This is a genomic window from Pseudonocardia sp. CA-142604, assembly GCF_050948475.1.
Lineage (GTDB): Bacteria > Actinomycetota > Actinomycetes > Mycobacteriales > Pseudonocardiaceae > Pseudonocardia > Pseudonocardia alaniniphila.
In genome coordinates this window covers 8970838-8987581 of sequence record NZ_CP192045.1, presented here as the reverse complement: position 1 = coordinate 8987581, position 16744 = coordinate 8970838, and the positions used below count along the sequence as shown (strand labels likewise).

The 16744-nt window shown below is 67.2% G+C and carries 11 protein-coding genes; all 11 read left to right on the top strand.

What is annotated here, in order from left to right:
• Positions 1 to 142: 142 nt before the first annotated feature.
• The 11 genes from ACQPZQ_RS40855 (at position 143) to ACQPZQ_RS40805 (ending at position 16674) form a co-directional block, all read left to right on the top strand.
• On the top strand, positions 143 to 3517 hold the full coding sequence (locus ACQPZQ_RS40855; RefSeq protein ID WP_433289835.1) for a condensation domain-containing protein: 3375 nt from the start codon (positions 143 to 145) through the stop codon (positions 3515 to 3517).
• Entirely contained in the window at positions 3514 to 6291 is a 2778-nt protein-coding gene (gene uvrA, locus ACQPZQ_RS40850) for an excinuclease ABC subunit UvrA (RefSeq protein WP_433289833.1), read from the top strand. The genes ACQPZQ_RS40855 and uvrA overlap by 4 nt, the downstream gene beginning before the upstream one ends.
• Positions 6292 to 6744: 453 nt before the next feature.
• Positions 6745 to 7554 (top strand): sugar phosphate nucleotidyltransferase, encoded by an 810-nt coding sequence (locus tag ACQPZQ_RS40845; RefSeq protein ID WP_433289832.1) that lies wholly within the window; start codon positions 6745 to 6747, stop codon positions 7552 to 7554.
• Positions 7551 to 7817, top strand: coding sequence for a phosphopantetheine-binding protein (locus ACQPZQ_RS40840; RefSeq protein WP_433289830.1), 267 nt, complete (start codon positions 7551 to 7553; stop codon positions 7815 to 7817). Before ACQPZQ_RS40845 ends, ACQPZQ_RS40840 begins: the two co-directional genes overlap by 4 nt.
• Positions 7717 to 9258, top strand: a complete 1542-nt coding sequence (locus ACQPZQ_RS40835; protein ID WP_433289829.1) for a class I adenylate-forming enzyme family protein — start codon at positions 7717 to 7719, stop codon at positions 9256 to 9258. Before ACQPZQ_RS40840 ends, ACQPZQ_RS40835 begins: the two co-directional genes overlap by 101 nt.
• A 1-nt stretch (position 9259) precedes the next feature.
• Positions 9260 to 10567, top strand: a complete 1308-nt coding sequence (locus ACQPZQ_RS40830; protein WP_433289828.1) for a nucleotide sugar dehydrogenase — start codon at positions 9260 to 9262, stop codon at positions 10565 to 10567.
• The gene (locus ACQPZQ_RS40825) at positions 10560 to 11546 is read left to right on the top strand and encodes an NAD-dependent epimerase/dehydratase family protein (protein ID WP_433289827.1); all 987 of its coding nucleotides are present in this window, start codon (positions 10560 to 10562) and stop codon (positions 11544 to 11546) included. The genes ACQPZQ_RS40830 and ACQPZQ_RS40825 overlap by 8 nt, the downstream gene beginning before the upstream one ends.
• A complete protein-coding gene (locus ACQPZQ_RS40820) occupies positions 11543 to 12568 on the top strand; it encodes a glycosyltransferase family 4 protein (protein WP_433289826.1) in 1026 nt (341 codons plus the stop codon). Before ACQPZQ_RS40825 ends, ACQPZQ_RS40820 begins: the two co-directional genes overlap by 4 nt.
• 1 nt (position 12569) lies before the next feature.
• Positions 12570 to 13763, top strand: coding sequence for a DegT/DnrJ/EryC1/StrS family aminotransferase (locus tag ACQPZQ_RS40815; RefSeq protein WP_433289825.1), 1194 nt, complete (start codon positions 12570 to 12572; stop codon positions 13761 to 13763).
• Positions 13760 to 15592 (top strand): beta-galactosidase trimerization domain-containing protein, encoded by a 1833-nt coding sequence (locus ACQPZQ_RS40810; RefSeq protein WP_433289824.1) that lies wholly within the window; start codon positions 13760 to 13762, stop codon positions 15590 to 15592. The genes ACQPZQ_RS40815 and ACQPZQ_RS40810 overlap by 4 nt, the downstream gene beginning before the upstream one ends.
• Positions 15589 to 16674 (top strand): alcohol dehydrogenase catalytic domain-containing protein, encoded by a 1086-nt coding sequence (locus ACQPZQ_RS40805; protein WP_433289823.1) that lies wholly within the window; start codon positions 15589 to 15591, stop codon positions 16672 to 16674. The genes ACQPZQ_RS40810 and ACQPZQ_RS40805 overlap by 4 nt, the downstream gene beginning before the upstream one ends.
• The last annotated feature ends 70 nt before the right edge of the window (positions 16675 to 16744 follow it).

Below are 16744 nucleotides of genomic sequence, written 5' to 3'. Positions count from 1 at the left end.
GACCGTGCGCTCGCCCGGGGCTTATCCGGTCATGCCCGTGCTCGGATACTCGGGCTCGTGCGGCTGAGACCAAGTGGCGTGCAACGACTTCCACGAGTGCTGCTCCATGCAATGCCCCGACGTACAGCGGAAGGTCCGGAGCATGACTGACATTGCGATAACCGACTCGGAGGTGACCGAGGCCGTGCAACGGATCCTGAGCGAGGTGCTCGGGATCGAAGATGCGGACCTGACGCAGAGTTTCCACCATTTGGGCGGTGACTCATTGCGTGCGCTGAAGGCCGCCGGGCGGATCGCGTTCGAGTTCAACGCGGCGGCCGCGATGGACGGGACAATTCTCGAGGCGCTGCTCGACGGCACGACCGGGGAGGCGCTCGCCCGGATCGTGCTGGATTCCCTGGAACAGGAGGTCGCCGGCGAGTTCGAGGATGCGCCGTCGACGGAATTGTCCTTCGGCGAGGAGCGGCTCTGGACGGCCCACCAGTATCAGCGGGAGCGTTCGACCTATCACTCCGTCGGTGGTTTCCGGGTGACGGGGATGCTCGATCTCGCCGCGCTCGATCGGGCCGTGCGGGCTCTTGTCGATCGGCATCCGGCGTTGCGGACGCGATATGCGCCGGACCATCCTGCGGTCGATCGAGATGGTCCCGCAGGGTCGTCGGTCGATGTCGTGCATCATCGCGAGGTCGTACCGTGGTCGGAGGCCGAGGCAGCGGCCGAACGCGGTATCCAGGAGCCGTTCGACCTGACCAGCGGCCGCCTGTTGCGGGTGCGCACATGGCGCACAGGTGAGCGGGAGTGGCTGTTGCAGGTGATCCTGCATCACATTGCGATCGACGGCTGGTCGATGGACATCATCTATCGCGAACTGGCCGCGCTGTACGCCGGCGATCATCCGGGCCCCGGAGAATCCGTCGACTACCGCGATTTCGCGCAGTGGCAACGGAGCTCGACAGGGATGGAGGCCGAGGCGGAAGCGTGGGCCGCGCGGCTGCTGCCACTACCCGATCGGATCGAACTCGGCAACGGGCGCAGGCGCCGACCCACCCGATCGCTGGAGGGGCAGGTGCTCTACACCGATCTGCCGCCGGAGATCGGGGACAAGCTGGCCACGCTGGCCGAGGAGTCGCGGACCTCGCTGTTCGTCGTGCTGCTCGCGCTGTTGCATGTGTGCCTGGCGCGGCGGACCCGGCAGTGGGATGCGCTGATAGGAACGGTCGTCGCGGGTCGCAGCCGACCGCAGGACCACGCGACTGTCGGCTACTTCACCAACACCGTGCCGGTGCGTGCCACGGCGTCGCCCGACGCCACGTTCGGCGAGCTGATCGAATCGCTGCGCGAGGAGTGGCGATATGTGTTCACCCATCAGGAGGTGCCGCTCGAGGAGCTCGCGGTTCGTACCCGTCGAGCCCCGGACCCGGCACGCACCCCGCTGGTGGACGTCGTCATGGTTTTGCAGAACAACGACGATGTGCCGCTGATGCTTGCGGATTGTGTCGCGGAGCCGTTGTGGATGCACACGGGTACGGCCAAGTTCGATCTCATGCTCGAAGCCATCCGTGTTTCCGGAATACTGCATTTGAGCTGGGAGTACGCCACCGAGGTGCTCACCGCCGAAGAGGTGACTGAACTCGGGGCCGCATTCGAGCGGCTCGCGTCGGCGCTCCCGGAAGACGGAAACATCACCCTGCGCGAGTTGCTGCGCCCGACCCGGGCTGAGCTCGCGCGGATCGACAGTATCGACGTCGCCGGCTCGCCGGATGCCGATATCTGCGGCTTGTTCGAGACGATCGTCGCCCGCCAGGCGGACGATATTGCGCTGTACGGAACGACGTCCGACGTGACTTTTCGCGAGCTGGGAGAATTGCGCGATCGGGTCGCCGGATGCCTCGTCGAGAGCGGGGTGACTCCCGGTGATGTTGTTGCCGTCGATGTCCCGGATTCGGCGCTGTCCATGGCCGCGATGCTTGCGACCTGGTCGGTGGGCGCGGTCGTGGTGATGATCGATGCGGGATGGTCCGGTTGGCAGCGCGACCGGCTGATGAGCGCGTGCCGACCCACGGTCCTCATCGGTGGGCGAGAGACGAATCCGCAAGGACCTGTGGTGATCTCCGCCGGGGACGTGGCGGTCGCGTCGCCGTGCACCGTCGCGCCGGTGAGGCGCCGGCCCGACGATCCGACATGGCTGATCGCCGATCTCGGCGCCGCAGGCAAGCCCGAGGTGGTGGCGGGCAGCCATCGCGGCCTGCTCGACCGCTGCACCTGGACGTGGAACACCTTCCCCTACGAGGCGGGGGACGTCGCCGTGGTGCACGGTCTTCCGAGCCCGGTCGACGCGATCGCCGAGACACTCGCGCCTCTCCTGGCCGGGGTTCCCCTCGCCGTACTGCCCGAGACGGCGGCATCCGATGCCCGCACGACCGCCGAGTGGGTGCGCCGGTACGGGGGAACGAGATTGCTGGTGACGCCGTCGCTGATGTGGACGATGCTGCACTCGCTCCCCGAGGTGTCCGTGGCACTGGCGACCCTGCGCGTATGCGCCTTCACCGGCGAGGAGCTCGATGCCGATCTGCTGGGTCGGGTCCGAGAGGCGCTGCCGGGATGTCGGTTGGTCAATCTGTACGGACGCTCGGAGACAACGGGATACGTCGCCTACTCCGAGGTGACCAGCTTGCCGGTCGGTGCGGATGTCCCTCTCGGCAGGCCGATTGACAATACCCGGGTGTTCGTCGTCGACGAATGGGGTGAAACGGTCCCGCCTGGTGTAGTCGGAGAACTCGTGGTGGCCGGTGCGTCGGCAGGCATGGGGTATCTGTCAGACGGAAATGTGGAGCGCACCGGCGTATTCCGGACAGGAGTGCCGTCCGATCCGGACATGCCCTGCTGCTACACCGGAGATCTCGGCTACCTTGATACCGAAGGGCAGCTGATATTCGCGGGACGCGGGGACCGGGAGGTCCGGGTGCGTGGCTTCCGGGTCGAACTGGCGCACGTCGAATCGACGCTGCGGGCGATCGACGGAGTGTCCGGAGCGGTGGCATGGGCCGAGCACACGCTCTCAGGTGACTGCATCCTCGCCGCTGTGGTGCCGCGATCCGGTGCGGCGCTGCTGGGGGACGAGGTTCGGCTGACACTGCAGTACCGGCTGCCGTCCTACATGGTGCCCGCCCGCGTGAACGTCATCGACACGCTGCCGCTCACCGCGCACGGGAAGCTCGACCGCGACGCGATCGCCGCCTCGATCACCACCCAGCGCGACGCAAGCCTGACGGGCTCAGGTGAGCTCTCCGCGGCAGAGCAGCGAATCCGGACGATCTGGTCGCAGGCACTGCAGGGCGAATCGCCGGGTGCCGACGACAACTTCTTCGCACTCGGCGGCGACTCGCTGGCGGTGACGGCCATGCTGACCGCGGTGCAGCGCGAGTTCGGAATCGAACTGGGAGTGGTGCGCTTCCTGATGCAGCCGACGATCCGCGGCATCGTCGACCAGCTCGTCGAGCGCGGGGCGGTGGCGTGAACACGGACGAGCTGTCGATCCGGGTGAGCGGTGCCAGGGAGAACAATCTGCGGTCGATCACTGTCGAGATCCCGCGGAACGCGATCACGGTGATCACGGGTGTGTCCGGGAGCGGTAAGTCGTCGCTGGCCTTCGGGACGATCTACGCCGAAGGCCAGCGCCAGTACCAGGAGAGCCTGTCGCCGTATATGCGCCGCGGCTTCGAGAAGGTCCCCAAGCCCAAGGTCGAGGCGGTCACGGGACTCGGTCCGACCATCGCCGTCAAACAGCATGCCCCGGGCCGCAATCCGCGCTCCACGGTGGGCACGATCACCGAGGTGGGTGATTTCCTGCGCCTGCTCTTCGCGCGGGCGGGCCTGCACACCTGCCGGCATTGTGGAGCGGACGTGGTGCCGCGGACCGCCGACGAGTTGCTCGCCCAGGCGATCGCCGCGCTGGGGGACGGGCCCGCCAGACTGGGCCAGGTACCGCGGTGGACGCTGCCGGTGGACGACGGCCGCTCACCGCTGGAACACCGATACGCGCTCGATGTCATTCGCCTGGACGGAGATTCGGGAGACGCCGAGCACATCCGTCGCGGTGTCGCGGCCGTGCGCGCCCGCGACGACGCCGTGCTGGTGATCGAACCGGAAGGCGCGGCCCCGCTGTATCTGGCGCCCGGCCACCTCTGTGGCCGGTGCGGCCGCAGGGCAACTGCGGTCTCGTCACGGTTCTTCAGCCCGAACACGCCCGACGGCATGTGTCGGGACTGTGAGGGACTCGGTACGCGTATCGCGGTGTCCGCAGCGAAGATGATTGCCGACCCTGGCCTGTCGATCCGCGCGGGTGCCTTGGCGTTCTACGGTGACCGGCGGCGTCAACCCAAGAAGACCTACTGGCCGGTGCGGGACCTTCCGGAGCTGCTGACCCTCTTCGGCGGCACACTCGACACGCCCTGGTGCGACCTGCCGGCCGCATTGCGTGACATCGTGATCCACGGTGAGACGTCACGGCCGCTATCCGCCGAGGTCAAAACCTTCCTACCCGGCCGGACCGATTCAGGTCTGCTGCCGCAGATCGACAGGCTCGCCCGGTCAGCAGCGGCTGACGGGCGCAGGCACAACTACGACCGGTTCATGATCACGAAGTCCTGTATGGAGTGCGGCGGCACGCGATTGAATGCCGACGCGCGGGCGGTCCGCCTGGACGGACTCGATATCACCGAGGTGATGGCACGGCCGATAGCCGAACTGCCGCGGTGGCTGGACCAGGTGTCGAAACTGGAGCTTTCCGGTGTCGTCGCGGAGGCCGTCGAGAAGATCGTTCACGAACTGTTCCAACGGCTTTCGCATATCTGCGAGGTCGGGCTCGACTACCTGTCGCTGGACCGGCAGATGCCTGCGCTGTCGGCCGGGGAAGGCCAGCGGCTGCGCATTGCACGACAACTCGGCTGCGGCCTGATCGGTGTCGTATACGTTCTGGACGAACCGTCGGTCGGCCTGCACCCTCGCGACACCGGGCGGTTGATCGAGAGTCTGCGGAGGCTGCGGGACGCGGGCAACACCGTGATCGTCGTCGAGCACGATGCCGAGATGATGAGGTCTGCCGATCACCTCATCGACATCGGCCCGGGAGCCGGCAACGCAGGCGGGCAGCTCGTGGCGGTCGGACCGCCGGGGGAGGTGATGGCGCATCCGTCGTCGCTGACCGCCCGCTATCTGCGGGGCGCGGACGTGCCGGGAGGTGGCCGTCCCGAACGGCGGAAGCCGGACCCTGCCGCCCGCATCGACCTCACCGGCGCCCGCTTGCACAATCTGCGCGGGATCGACGTGTCCATTCCGGTGGATTTGCTGATCTGCATCACCGGACCGAGTGGGAGCGGTAAGAGCTCGCTGGTGAAGGGAATTCTGGAACCCGAGGTGGCCGCCTCGATCAACGGAGAACCTGGCCGTCGTGACGTCCTGGACACGCTGCGCGGCCACCACGTCTTCGGCCGAGTGATCGGCGCCGCGCAGGACCCCATGGGACGTTCGAGCCGTTCGATACCGGCGACATACATCGGCATCTTCGACGAGATCCGCCAGCTCTTCGCGCAGCTTCCGCTGTCGGTCGAACGCCGCTGGACCACAACGCATTTCTCGTTCAACGCCGAGGCCGGCCAATGCTGGACCTGTCGCGGTTCCGGTGAGCAGGCGATGCCGATGCACTTCATGGCCGATGTCATCGTGCCTTGTTCGGTCTGCGGAGGCAGGCGCTACAACGCCGACGTGCTCGATGCCCGGCTCGAGGGTCTGACCATTGCCGATGTGCTGGACCTGGAGGTCTCGCAGGCTGTCGGGTTCTTCGGTGAGCGGGCGAGGATCGCGCGGGCGCTGAACATGCTCGACGAGGTGGGGCTCGGCGGCCTTCGGCTCGGGCAGAACTGCGCGACGTTGAGCGGGGGAGAAGCCCAGCGCCTCAAACTGTCTCGCGAACTGCTGCGCGACCTGGACTCGGCGCGCACCCTCTACATCGTGGACGAGCCGACCAGCGGGTTGCACGCCGCCGACGTGAGCTTGCTCATCGGCCTTTTGCACCGGTTGGTCGACCGCGGTGACACCGTGGTGGTGATCGAGCACAACGTGGACGTGATCGCCTCGGCGGACTGGGTCATCGACCTCGGTCCCGGTGGTGGCGCGGACGGCGGTCTGATCGTCGCGCAGGGCACGCCGGAGACCATCGCCGCTGATGCGCGGAGCGCGTTGGCGCCCTTCCTGTCCGAGGCTCTGGCCGTCACATCACGCGTACGTGGGTGACTCGCACCCGAGTGAGCGACTCCGCGACATCGGCCCGCCGCCGCGAGTGCTTTCGCGCATGCCTCGAGGTGAGCTCGGCGTGCGTCGTACGAGAGCGTGGACCAGGTCGGAAAGGCACGCCCCGCCGCGGCTCGAACTGCTGAGGCGAGCGAGCAGGAGCTGAGCCGTCGCGAGTACCGGGATTTCTTCGACCGGGAGGGCCTGATGTCGTGGCGACTGGCAGCCCATCAATCCTCATATCCGGCGCTGTCGTATGACGGTCGCATCGGTGGGGCGAATCTGGGGTCTGCCGGTTATCAAAGCGCCGCCCGCCCGCCGACGGGTGCTGGCTTTTCGGCTAGGGTCGAATCTCCAGCTCGATTGCGCGCCCGTCAGATTATTACGTGACTCTCGATCGTCGGCGATGCTCGACAGTGTTGTAGATTTCCGTGGCGTTTCGGGGCAGGAGAGGTCGTGCATGCCGTCATTCTGGTCGGAGGTAAGGGGTCGCGCCTGCTACCGTTTACGAAGTCTCGGCCGAAGCCGCTGATGAGGCTCGGCCGGTATTCGATTCTCGAGATCATCATCCGAAGGCTACGCGCCTACGGTTTCGAACGTGTGACACTGTGCACCGCTCATCTCGGCGAGATGATCCGCGCGGAATTTGGGGACGGCAAACTGCTGGGACTGACGATCGAGTACTGCACCGACGATCCGCCGTCCGGCACCGCGGCGCCGCTGCTGCTCGTGCCGGAGTGGGATTCGCCGGCGGTCGTCATGAATGGCGATGTGCTGACCACGCTGGACTTCGCGCACTTCCAGCGGATGCACGAACAGAGCGAGAGCGTGCTCTCCGTCGCGTTCCAGCGTCGGGAGATTCCCGTCGAGCTGGGAGTTCTCCAGGTCGGTGACAGGCAGGTGCAGGCGATATGGGAGAAGCCGTCCCTGGCGATCGACGTGTGCTCGGGAATGTATGTCGTCGACCCTTCGATCCGGGACTGTATACCGGAAGGTGCCCGAGTGGACATGCCCGACGTGATCGACGCGCTTCTGAAGAAGGGGGAGCGCGTCAATGCCTACGCGTTTCGAGACGAATGGCACGACATCGGCACGCCAACCACGTACAGGAATGCTGAACGATTGTTCCTGGCGAACCAGGAATACTACCTCTCGCCGAGTGAGGGGATCGGGCCTGCGGTGTTCGATGGGGCGAACACCGAGGTCCGGCCGCTGGCAACAGGTACGAACGGCCGACCGCAACTGAGCATCTCACTCGCCAAATGAGCGAACCTGATACGGGTGATCTCATCACGATCATAGGGAAGTCCATGGGTTACGTTCTGGCTCTCCCTCCCCTCGCCGCGACCGACGACTTCTTCGGCGCGGGCGGCGACTCGCGTCGGGCAATGGAGGTCCTGTCCGAGCTCGTCGTCCGCTACGGCCCGGATGATTCCGCACGGGCGGAGCGATTGCACGAAGAGCTCGTGCTGGCAATGTTCGACGACAGTACGCCACAGGCACTCGCGGTCGTATTCGAGAGGTATTGACATGAAACCTTCGATGCTCGATCTACTCCAGCGGAATGCCGAGAAATCCCCTCGCGCAGTGGCCATGAGCGTTGGCACGCAGACCGGCTGGGAATCGGTGACCTGGGCGGAGCTGTGCGACGCCGTGACGGCCGTAGCCGGGCGGGCTCGCGGACTCCCTGCCGGTGCCGGACCGGTGGTCCTCGTCGTGGACAACAGCATCGCCTGTGTAACGGCGTTGCTCGGGCTGGCCATCACCTCGCACGAGGTGCTGCTGGTCGAATCGGCCAACTCGTATCTGGCCGACGAACAGTCGGCGGTCTTCAGGACCGCGCCGTCGTGCGTGGTCGGACCGGAGGGACTCGCGACGACCGTGTCCCCCCGGCTTACCTACCTGAGTTTCGGTGAGCTCACGGCCGGGCCGTCGCGGGCGCCGGCGCACGTCGAGGGCGCGTCGATGATCCACCAGCTCACATCGGGATCGACCGGCGAGCCACGGATCGTCCGCCACAGCGTGGACAACATGATGCGGGGCGGCCATATCTATCGGGAGGTCCACGGGCTGACCGATACCGACAGCGTCTTCGTGACGGTTCCGCTCGCACATTCGTTCGGGCTCATCGGCGGACTGGCGGCCGCGCTCGTCTCCGGTGCCCGACTGCTCACCCTGAACCGCTTCAATCTCCGAGTCCTGGTAGCGGGCCTCCACGATGGCGCGACGGTAATGCTGAGCACGCCGCTCGGATACGAGCTCATCGCCGCGGCGAGCAGCCCGGAGCGCCAGGAGAACAGCCTTCGTCTCGCACTGTCCTCGGGCGGGCCGTTGTCGGAGCGGGTGGCGGCCACAGCCTCGCACCGGTTGGGCGTCCGCATCCACCAGGTGTACGGCAGTACCGAAACAGGTTTGGTCGCTTGCACCTACGACCGCGCGGAGCCATGGCCGGACGGCTCGGTGGGCCGGTTCGCACCCGGTGTCGAGTGGCGGATGGCCGACGACGATGCGACGACCCAGGAAGGCGCGGGCCGGCTGCTCGTGCGTACACCCACCATGTTCGACGGCTACCTGGACTCCGCGGCGCCCGACGCCTGCGGCGGGTTCTACGACACCGGCGATCTGGTGCGCGTCGACGACCGGGGCCACGTGTTCGTCGTTGCACGTAAGAACACCTTCGTCAACGTCGGTGGCCGGAAGATCAACCCGCGGCGTATCGAGCGGTTGATCGCCGAACATCGCGAGGTAGCCGAGATCGCCGTCTACGGCGCCGAATCCGAGGGTGACGAGCAGGAGATCCACGCGGCCGTGGTGCTCACCGGTTCGACCGGCGTGGCGGAGCTGCTCAGGTTCTGTCGCTCCCGGCTGATGCCGTACGAGGTGCCGCACCGCGTGCACGTCGTATCCGAACTGCCGAGGACGGCGCTCGGGAAGGTGTCGGTTCCGCGACTCATCCAAGAAAGGGCATGACATGACCGAGCCCACGGGCGACTACGTCGCGGTGATCGGCCTCGGCTACGTCGGGCTGCCGCTGGCGCTGTCGCTGGCGCGGTCCGGCCGGCGAGTGGTCGGCGTCGACGTCGATCCCGAGGTGCGCGCCGCCCTTGCGGCGGGCAGGCCTCGGTTCGTCGAACCCGGCGTGACGGAGCTGCTGAACTCCATTCCCGCGGAACGTTTCACCGTGACCGACCGGTTGCCCGAGGTGGCGCCGCGCTCGGTCGTCATCTGCGTCGGTACCGCGATCGACTCGGTCACGGCACAGCCCGATCTGCGCCACCTCGTCGCAGCCACCGAGCACGTCGCCGCGCACATGTCGGCGGAGACGCTGGTCGTCGTCCGTAGCACCGTGCCCGTCGGCACCTGCCGGCGCACGCTGCTGCCGCTGCTGACAGCTCACGTCGACGCCCCGATGCTCGCCATGTGTCCCGAGCGGATCATCCAGGGACAGGCGCTGCGCGAGATCGAGTCCTTGCCCCAGATCATCGGCGCGCTCGACGACCGGTCGCTCGACCGCACCTGCCGGCTGCTGAAGCCCGTTGCGGTGGACCAGGTGATCGTCTCCTCGCTGGAGGCCGCGGAAATGGTGAAGCTGGTGTGCAACGCGCACACCGACCTCATCTACGGCTTCGGCAACGAGGTCGCCCTCATGTCGTCGGCGCTGGGTATCGACGCGAACGAGGTCATCGCCGGGGCCAACCTCCGCTATCCGCGGCCCGACCTGTCCCGCCCCGGCTTCGTCGGCGGGAGTTGCCTGATCAAGGATCCGTACCTGCTCATCCACTCGGCTGCCGAGGCGGGATACCGGCCGCCGATGGTGGCAGCGGCGCGTGCGGTCAACGAGCGCGTGCCGGGCCATGTGATCGACGTGGTGCTGAACGCCCTGGCGGCGAGTGGACGGTCACCTGCCGACGCGAAGGTCCTCCTCTGCGGTATCGCCTACAAGGGGCATCCGGAAACCGATGACGTGCGCGGCGCGGCTTCGGTGGAGGTGGCGGCGGCGCTGCGCGACCGGGTGGCCGTTCTCGCCGGTCACGATTTCGTGGTCGACCCGGGCCGGATCGCACGTACGGGTTGTGAGCCGGTGAGTCTGGCCGACGGGTTGACCGGCGCCGACGTGTTGATCCTGCTCGTCGACCACCCGCGCTACCGGGAGCTGGACGCCGAGTTCGTGCTGGCGCGGATGCGAAAGCCCGCGATCGTCTTCGACATGTGGGGTCTGCTCGACTCCGAGCTCTCCGGCATGCCCGATGTCGACTACCTGAGGTTGGGCCGTGGCTGAGCGCGTTCTGATCACCGGCGGCGCCGGATTCGTCGGCCGGCACCTGGCCCGGCGCTTGCTGCGTGACGGCGCCGGGGTCGTTGTCCTGGACGACTTCTCGCGCGCCCGCGCCGATGCCGAGCCTTATGACGGGCAGCGGCGGGCCGACGTGGTCGAGCACGATCTGACCAGGCCGATCCCGCACGGACTGCTGCCCGACGACTTCGACACCGTGTATCACCTGGCGGCCGTCGTCGGCGTACGCCGAGCGAACGAGAACCCGAGTCATGTGCTGCGCACGAATGTGCTGGCCACACTGAACCTTCTCGACTGGTGTCGGCTCACATCGCCCACGACGCTGTTCCTCAGTTCTACGAGCGAGGTCGCCGACGGCGCCCTGCGGATGGGACTGGCTCCGTTCCCGTCTCCGGAGAACCTGCCGTTCGTACTTCCCGAGCCGCGGGCGCCACGGGCCTCCTACGCCCTCAGCAAGATCGTGTCGGAAGCTCTTTTCCTGCAGTGCGGTTCCGACTTCCGGATCCGGATCGGCCGGTACCACAACATTTACGGCCCGCAGATGGGCTACTCGCACGTGATTCCCGAATTCATCGAGCGCGCGCTGTCCGGCGCCGATCCGTTCGCCATTCACGGCGACGCACAGACCAGGGCGTTCTGCTACATCGACGATGCGGTCGAGGCCACGATCGGCATCGTTCGCCTGGACACCGTCGATCCGATCATCGCGAACATCGGAAACGACCGGGAGGAGATCAAGATACGCGACCTCGCTGACCGGGTCCTCGCCCTGGCGGGCGGCCGGCCCGAGATCGCCGTCTACGACCCGCCCGCCGGCTCACCCGATCGCCGGCTGCCGGAGCTGTCGGAGCTGAGGCGGTGCATCGGGTACGAGCCGAGGGTCGATCTGGATACGGGGCTACGCGCGACCTTCGACTGGTATTCGCGCCATCGGCGAACGAACACGGACCGGGACGGTCGATGAGCGAGGTTCTGATCACCTTCGGCGGCTACCCGTCCGCACCTGCGGGTGCTGAGCGGATGGCGTGGCGGACAGGCGAAAGCCTCGCCCGGCGCGGCCATTCCGTCACCGCGCTCACCGACTCCCCGCCACCGGTCGACCTGGACGGCGAGGTGGTGCGGCCCGTTCGATCCGATCGGGACCTCGCGCGGGACTGGCGGGCCGATGTCGTCCACGCCTACGACCTGGCCAAGCCGGAATACGTGGCGATTGCGCTCGATCTCGTCCGGCGCGGTGGCGCCCGCATGGCGCTTACACCGGCGACCGCACCGGAGTTGTGGCCCGACGCGGCGCTGGGGCGCGCCGCGTGCCGCCAGGCCCGAGTCATCTACGTGCTGACCTCGGCCGAGGCGCAGGTGCTGTCCGGATTCGGCGCGACACCGGATCGGATACGCCGGATTCCACACGCTCCCGATCTTCGCGGCCGCCCGGATCCGACCGGATTCCGCAGACGGCTGGGCCTGCATGGGCCAACAGTGGTGTTCGCCGGTCGACGGATCCCCTCGAAGGGATACGCCGAGTTGCTCCGGGCCGCGCCGTTGATCTGGCGCGAGCTGCCTGATACGCAACTCCTGTTTCTCGGGCCGAACACCTATCCGGCTGCGGCGGAAACGTTTCGCGCCCATGCGGATCCACGGATCTTCGACCTCGGCGCGGTGGACGAGCAGACCAAACACGACGCGATCGCGGCCGCCGACGTGTTGTGCCTGCCGAGCAGCGCCGACGTGTTCCCGCTGGTCTTCCTCGAGGCGTGGATGTGCGGAAAACCGGTTGTGAGCGGCGATTTCGTGGGGGCGGACAGCGTCGTCGAGCACGGCGTCGACGGCCTGATCGTCGCGCCTCGGCCCGCGGAGATCGCGGAAGCACTCGTCAACCTCTTGTCCGACGATGAGATCCGGTCCGCGATGGGGCGGGCCGGGCAGGCACGGGTCCGGCAGAACTTCACCTGGGACCGAGTGGCGGCGAGCGTGGAGGCCGGTTACTGAGATGACGACCTCGACGTCACAGACGACAACGGCTCCTGAGTGGCGAGTCAGTCTCGCGGACAACACCATCGACGACGACGAGATCCAGGCGGTGACCGCGGTTCTGCGATCGCGGTGGTTGTCGCCGGGGCCGCAGACCCGCGCATTCGAGCACGACTTCGCCGAAGCGCTCGGATGTCCAGCCGCAGTGGCGGTGAGCAGCGGGACCGCAGCCTTGCACCTGGCGGTCCTCGCTCTCGGGATCGGGCCAGGCGACGAGGTGATCGTGCCTTCGCTCAGTTTCGTGGCCTCGGCCGCGATGGTGGCACTGCAGGGCGGCACACCGGTGTTCGCCGATATCCGGTCGGAAACCGATCCGACGATCGATCCGGCTGATGTGGAGAGACTGATCACCGACCGGACGAAGGCCATCGTCGCGATGCACTACGGCGGATACCCAGCCGATGTGGCTGTGCTCGCCGAGCTCGCCGACGAGTACGGCGTCGCGTTGATCGAGGATGCCGCCCACGCACCGGTCGTGGAGGCCGCAGGCGCCATGCTCGGCACGCTCGGAGATGTCGGCTGCTTCAGCTTCTTCGCGACCAAGAACCTCACCACCGGAGAGGGTGGAATGGTGGTGGCGCGTGATCCGGCGCTGCTGGACGTGATCCGCGCTGCCCGATCGCACTGCCTCTCCTCCTCCACGTGGGACCGACTGCACAGCGGTGCCGCCGACTACGACGTCTCCGGCATCGGTCTCAACTACCGCCCCACCGAGATCGGATCGGCCATCGGCCGGATCCAGCTCGAGAAGCTCGCTCACGATCGCCGTCGTCGCGGGGTGCTCACCGCCGCCTATCGGGAGCGGCTCGCTGCTATACCCGGCCTGGTCGCACCGTTCGGGCACTACGACGGTGATTCGGCAAGGCACCTCATGGCGGTGCTGCTCCCGGAAGGGGTGGCTCGGAACGACGTACGGTCGGAGCTGCGGGAAAGAGGCGTCCAGACGTCGGTGCACTATCGGCCCACGCATCACTTCACGTTCTACCGTGAGAGGTTCGGCTCGGGCGAACACCTGTTGCCGGTCACCGAAGCGGTGGCCGCGCGGCTGCTGTCGTTGCCGCTGCATGCCCTGATGTCGGACGACGATGTGGCCCTGGTGGTCGACGGCTTGTCGGACAGCATCGTCCGATCCTCGGAAAGGTCGCGTTCGTGAGTTTCACCGTCCGCGATGGCCGGCTGCTGCGCGACGATCGGCCCTTCCTCGTGCAGGGGGTCGACTACCACCCGTCCTCCGCGGGCTGCCGGATATGGACCGAATGGGATCCCGCCGCGATAGCTCACGACTTCGAACGCATGGCCGAAGCCGGCCTGAACACGGTGCGGTTCTTCGTGTTCTGGCGCGACTTCGAGCCTGAACCCGGATGCATCGACATGGACATGCTCGAGCGCCTGCGCCAAGTCGTCGACGCCGCCGCGCAGGCGAACCTCGCTTGCGTGATCTCGCTGTTCACCATCTGGATGAACGGGCAGCTGCTCGATCTCCCGTGGCGACAGGGCCGAAGCCTGTGGCGCGACGACGACATGCTGGCCCTGGAGGAGAAGTTCGCCACGGCCGTGGCCCGCGAGGTGGGCGGGTGCAGCAACCTGCTGGCCTTCGATCTGGGTGACGAGATCGGCTGCGTCGATCCGGTCGAGGCGGCGGCGTCGACGGTGGAGCAGATAGCCGACTGGCAGACCCGGCTGGCCGCCGTACTGCGGCTCGAAGCGCCGAATGTTCTCGTGCTGCAGGCGAACGACGCCTCGGGTGTGCTGGGACCGTCCCCCTTCGGTGCCGACAACAGCGCGGCGCTCGATCTGATCGGCATCCACGGATTTCCCGTCTGGGCGCCGGGGTCGATCGAATCGACACTGTCGTTCAAGGCGACGAACCTGACACCGTTCCTGGTGCGATTCGCCTCTGCATACGGTGTTCCCTTTGTGGACGAACTCGGCAGTTACGGCGTCGACGACGCGACCGCGGCGGCGTATCTGCGAGCGTCCGCCGCCTCCGCCATCGGCAACGGCGCGTCCGGGATCCTCGTCTGGTGCTGGCAGGACATCGCCGCGGAGGCCGAACCCTATACGGATCGCCCGATGGAACGGTTCGCCGGACTGCGTCGGCTGGATGGTTCGGCCAAGCCGGCGATGCGGGAGTACAGCAGAATCGTCGGTGCCGCAACCGAACTCGCGATGCGGGGCCCGCGGCCGTCCGTTGCGGTGTACCTGCCACAGCGAGTTCGCGCCCGCGGTGGGTCCTATCTGGACAGCGGGGTTGCGACGCTGGCGACGTTCTTCTCCTACTTGCTTCTCAAGCGTGCGCATATCGAATTCGACATCGTCGCGGACGATCTGACCGGATACGACCTCGTGATCTGTCCGTCGGTCGCACACGTCACGCTACTCGATCTGCGGAAGCTGTATGCCGTGTGCGCTCGAGGTGGCACCGTCTATTTCTCACTGGGCGACCATCTCCACGGATTTCCCGGCGAGCCGCTGGTGGGCGCGGAGATCGTGGACTACTCGCCTCCGAGCGCCGGGAAGTCGGCATTGAGCTGGGGCTCGGACGAGTGGACGATCGACTGGACGGCGACGCGGACGCGGACCACCACGCTGCGGCCCACCACCGCCGAGGTGATCGGTCGCTATCCCGACGGTTCTCCGGGCCTGTTGCAGCATCGGGTGGGCAGCGGTCGGTTCCTCTTCACCAACGCGCCCTTCGAGGCACAGCTCGACCGGCCGGAACGGCTGACCGCAGCGCCCTGGGAACGTTTCTATCGGAACATCGCCGCTGTCGTAGGAATCGCCCCGGTCGCGGACTGCGCTGATCCGGACGTGGAGATTCTCTCCGACGATCGTGACGGCTGCAGGCGCTTCTTGGCCATCAATCACGGCGCGGCACCGAGCGATGCGGAGATCAGCTGGGGTGGAGCGACCGCCCGGGTCGAGCTGACGGCCAAGGACTGGACGATCGTGCACGTACGCACGGAGGGGACAGACCGATGAAAGGTGTTGTCTTCCAGGGCCCGCACCAGGTGACAGTCGACGCGGAACTCCCGATGCCGCGCGTGCTGAATCCTCGGGACGCCGTGGTCCGGGTCACGCGAACGGCGATCTGCGGCTCGGATCTTCATCCTTATCGGGGAGAGATGCCCGACTTCGCGCCGGGCACCGTGCTCGGGCACGAATTCGCGGGCGTCGTCGTGGATGCCGGCGCGGATGTTCCGTTCGCCATGGGCGATCGCGTGTTCGCCTCGTATCTCGTGGCTTGCGGGCGATGCCCGAGATGCGCGCGCTGCTGGCATTACCACTGCGAGCACGCCAGCATCTTCGGCTACTCCACCGTGGTCGGGCCGCCTGTGGCCGGTGGTCAGGCGGAGTACGTCCGCGTCCCGTTCGCCGATGTCGTACTGGCGCGTTCGCCGGACGATGTGACCGACGAACAGGTGCTGTTCGCCGGCGATGTTCTCAGCACCGCATACGCCGCGGCAGTCGACGCGGGAATCGGCTCAGGGGATGTGGTCGGCGTGGTCGGAGCCGGGCCGGTCGGGTTGCTCGGAGCCATGTGCGCGTCGGCGCTCGGGGCGGCCGAGGTCATCGTGTCCGATCCGGATCCGGGCAGACGTGCGAAGGCCACATCGCTGGGGATGCATGCGGTGACCCCCGGCGAGTTGCGCGACAGCCTGGACAAGGTGTCCGACGGGTGGGGCGCCCGGGTGGTTCTCGAAGCCGTCGGCACCGACGCCGCGCTGGCGTCCGCTCTTCGGAGCGCCGGCCCGCGGTCCACCGTTGTCGCGGTGGGTGCGCACAGCGCAGAGGCCATGCCCTTTCCGAGCGGGCTCGCCTTCACGCGGGAACTCACCATCCGGTTCACCGTCGGTGACCCGATTCGGCATCGCGCCGAGGCCCTCCGGCTGGTTCGGTCCGGCCTCATCGACCCCGCCCGGATCATCTCGCACCGGTTGCCGCTCTCCGACGCGCGGCGAGGTTACGAGCTGTTCGACCGTCGGGAGGCGTTCAAGGTCGTCCTGACGGCCGACGACGATGCCGTGGACCGTCCAGGTATGGCCATTCGATCGGGCCGATAGCGCGATCGTCCGATATCTGCCGGCGACGGCTGGTCGGGCGATTTCACAGTCAGCGGAAACAAGCGAAAGG

Excerpts from the sequence above, each read along its gene's own strand:
- ACQPZQ_RS40820 (WP_433289826.1), top strand. The coding sequence starts at position 11,543 with ATGAGCGAGGTTCTGATCACCTTCGGCGGCTACCCGTCCGCACCTGCG.
- ACQPZQ_RS40840 (WP_433289830.1), top strand. The coding sequence starts at position 7,551 with ATGAGCGAACCTGATACGGGTGATCTCATCACGATCATAGGGAAGTCC.
- ACQPZQ_RS40815 (WP_433289825.1), top strand. The coding sequence starts at position 12,570 with ATGACGACCTCGACGTCACAGACGACAACGGCTCCTGAGTGGCGAGTC.
- ACQPZQ_RS40835 (WP_433289829.1), top strand. The coding sequence starts at position 7,717 with ATGATTCCGCACGGGCGGAGCGATTGCACGAAGAGCTCGTGCTGGCAA.
- ACQPZQ_RS40805 (WP_433289823.1), top strand. The coding sequence starts at position 15,589 with ATGAAAGGTGTTGTCTTCCAGGGCCCGCACCAGGTGACAGTCGACGCG.
- ACQPZQ_RS40855 (WP_433289835.1), top strand. The coding sequence starts at position 143 with ATGACTGACATTGCGATAACCGACTCGGAGGTGACCGAGGCCGTGCAA.
- ACQPZQ_RS40830 (WP_433289828.1), top strand. The coding sequence starts at position 9,260 with ATGACCGAGCCCACGGGCGACTACGTCGCGGTGATCGGCCTCGGCTAC.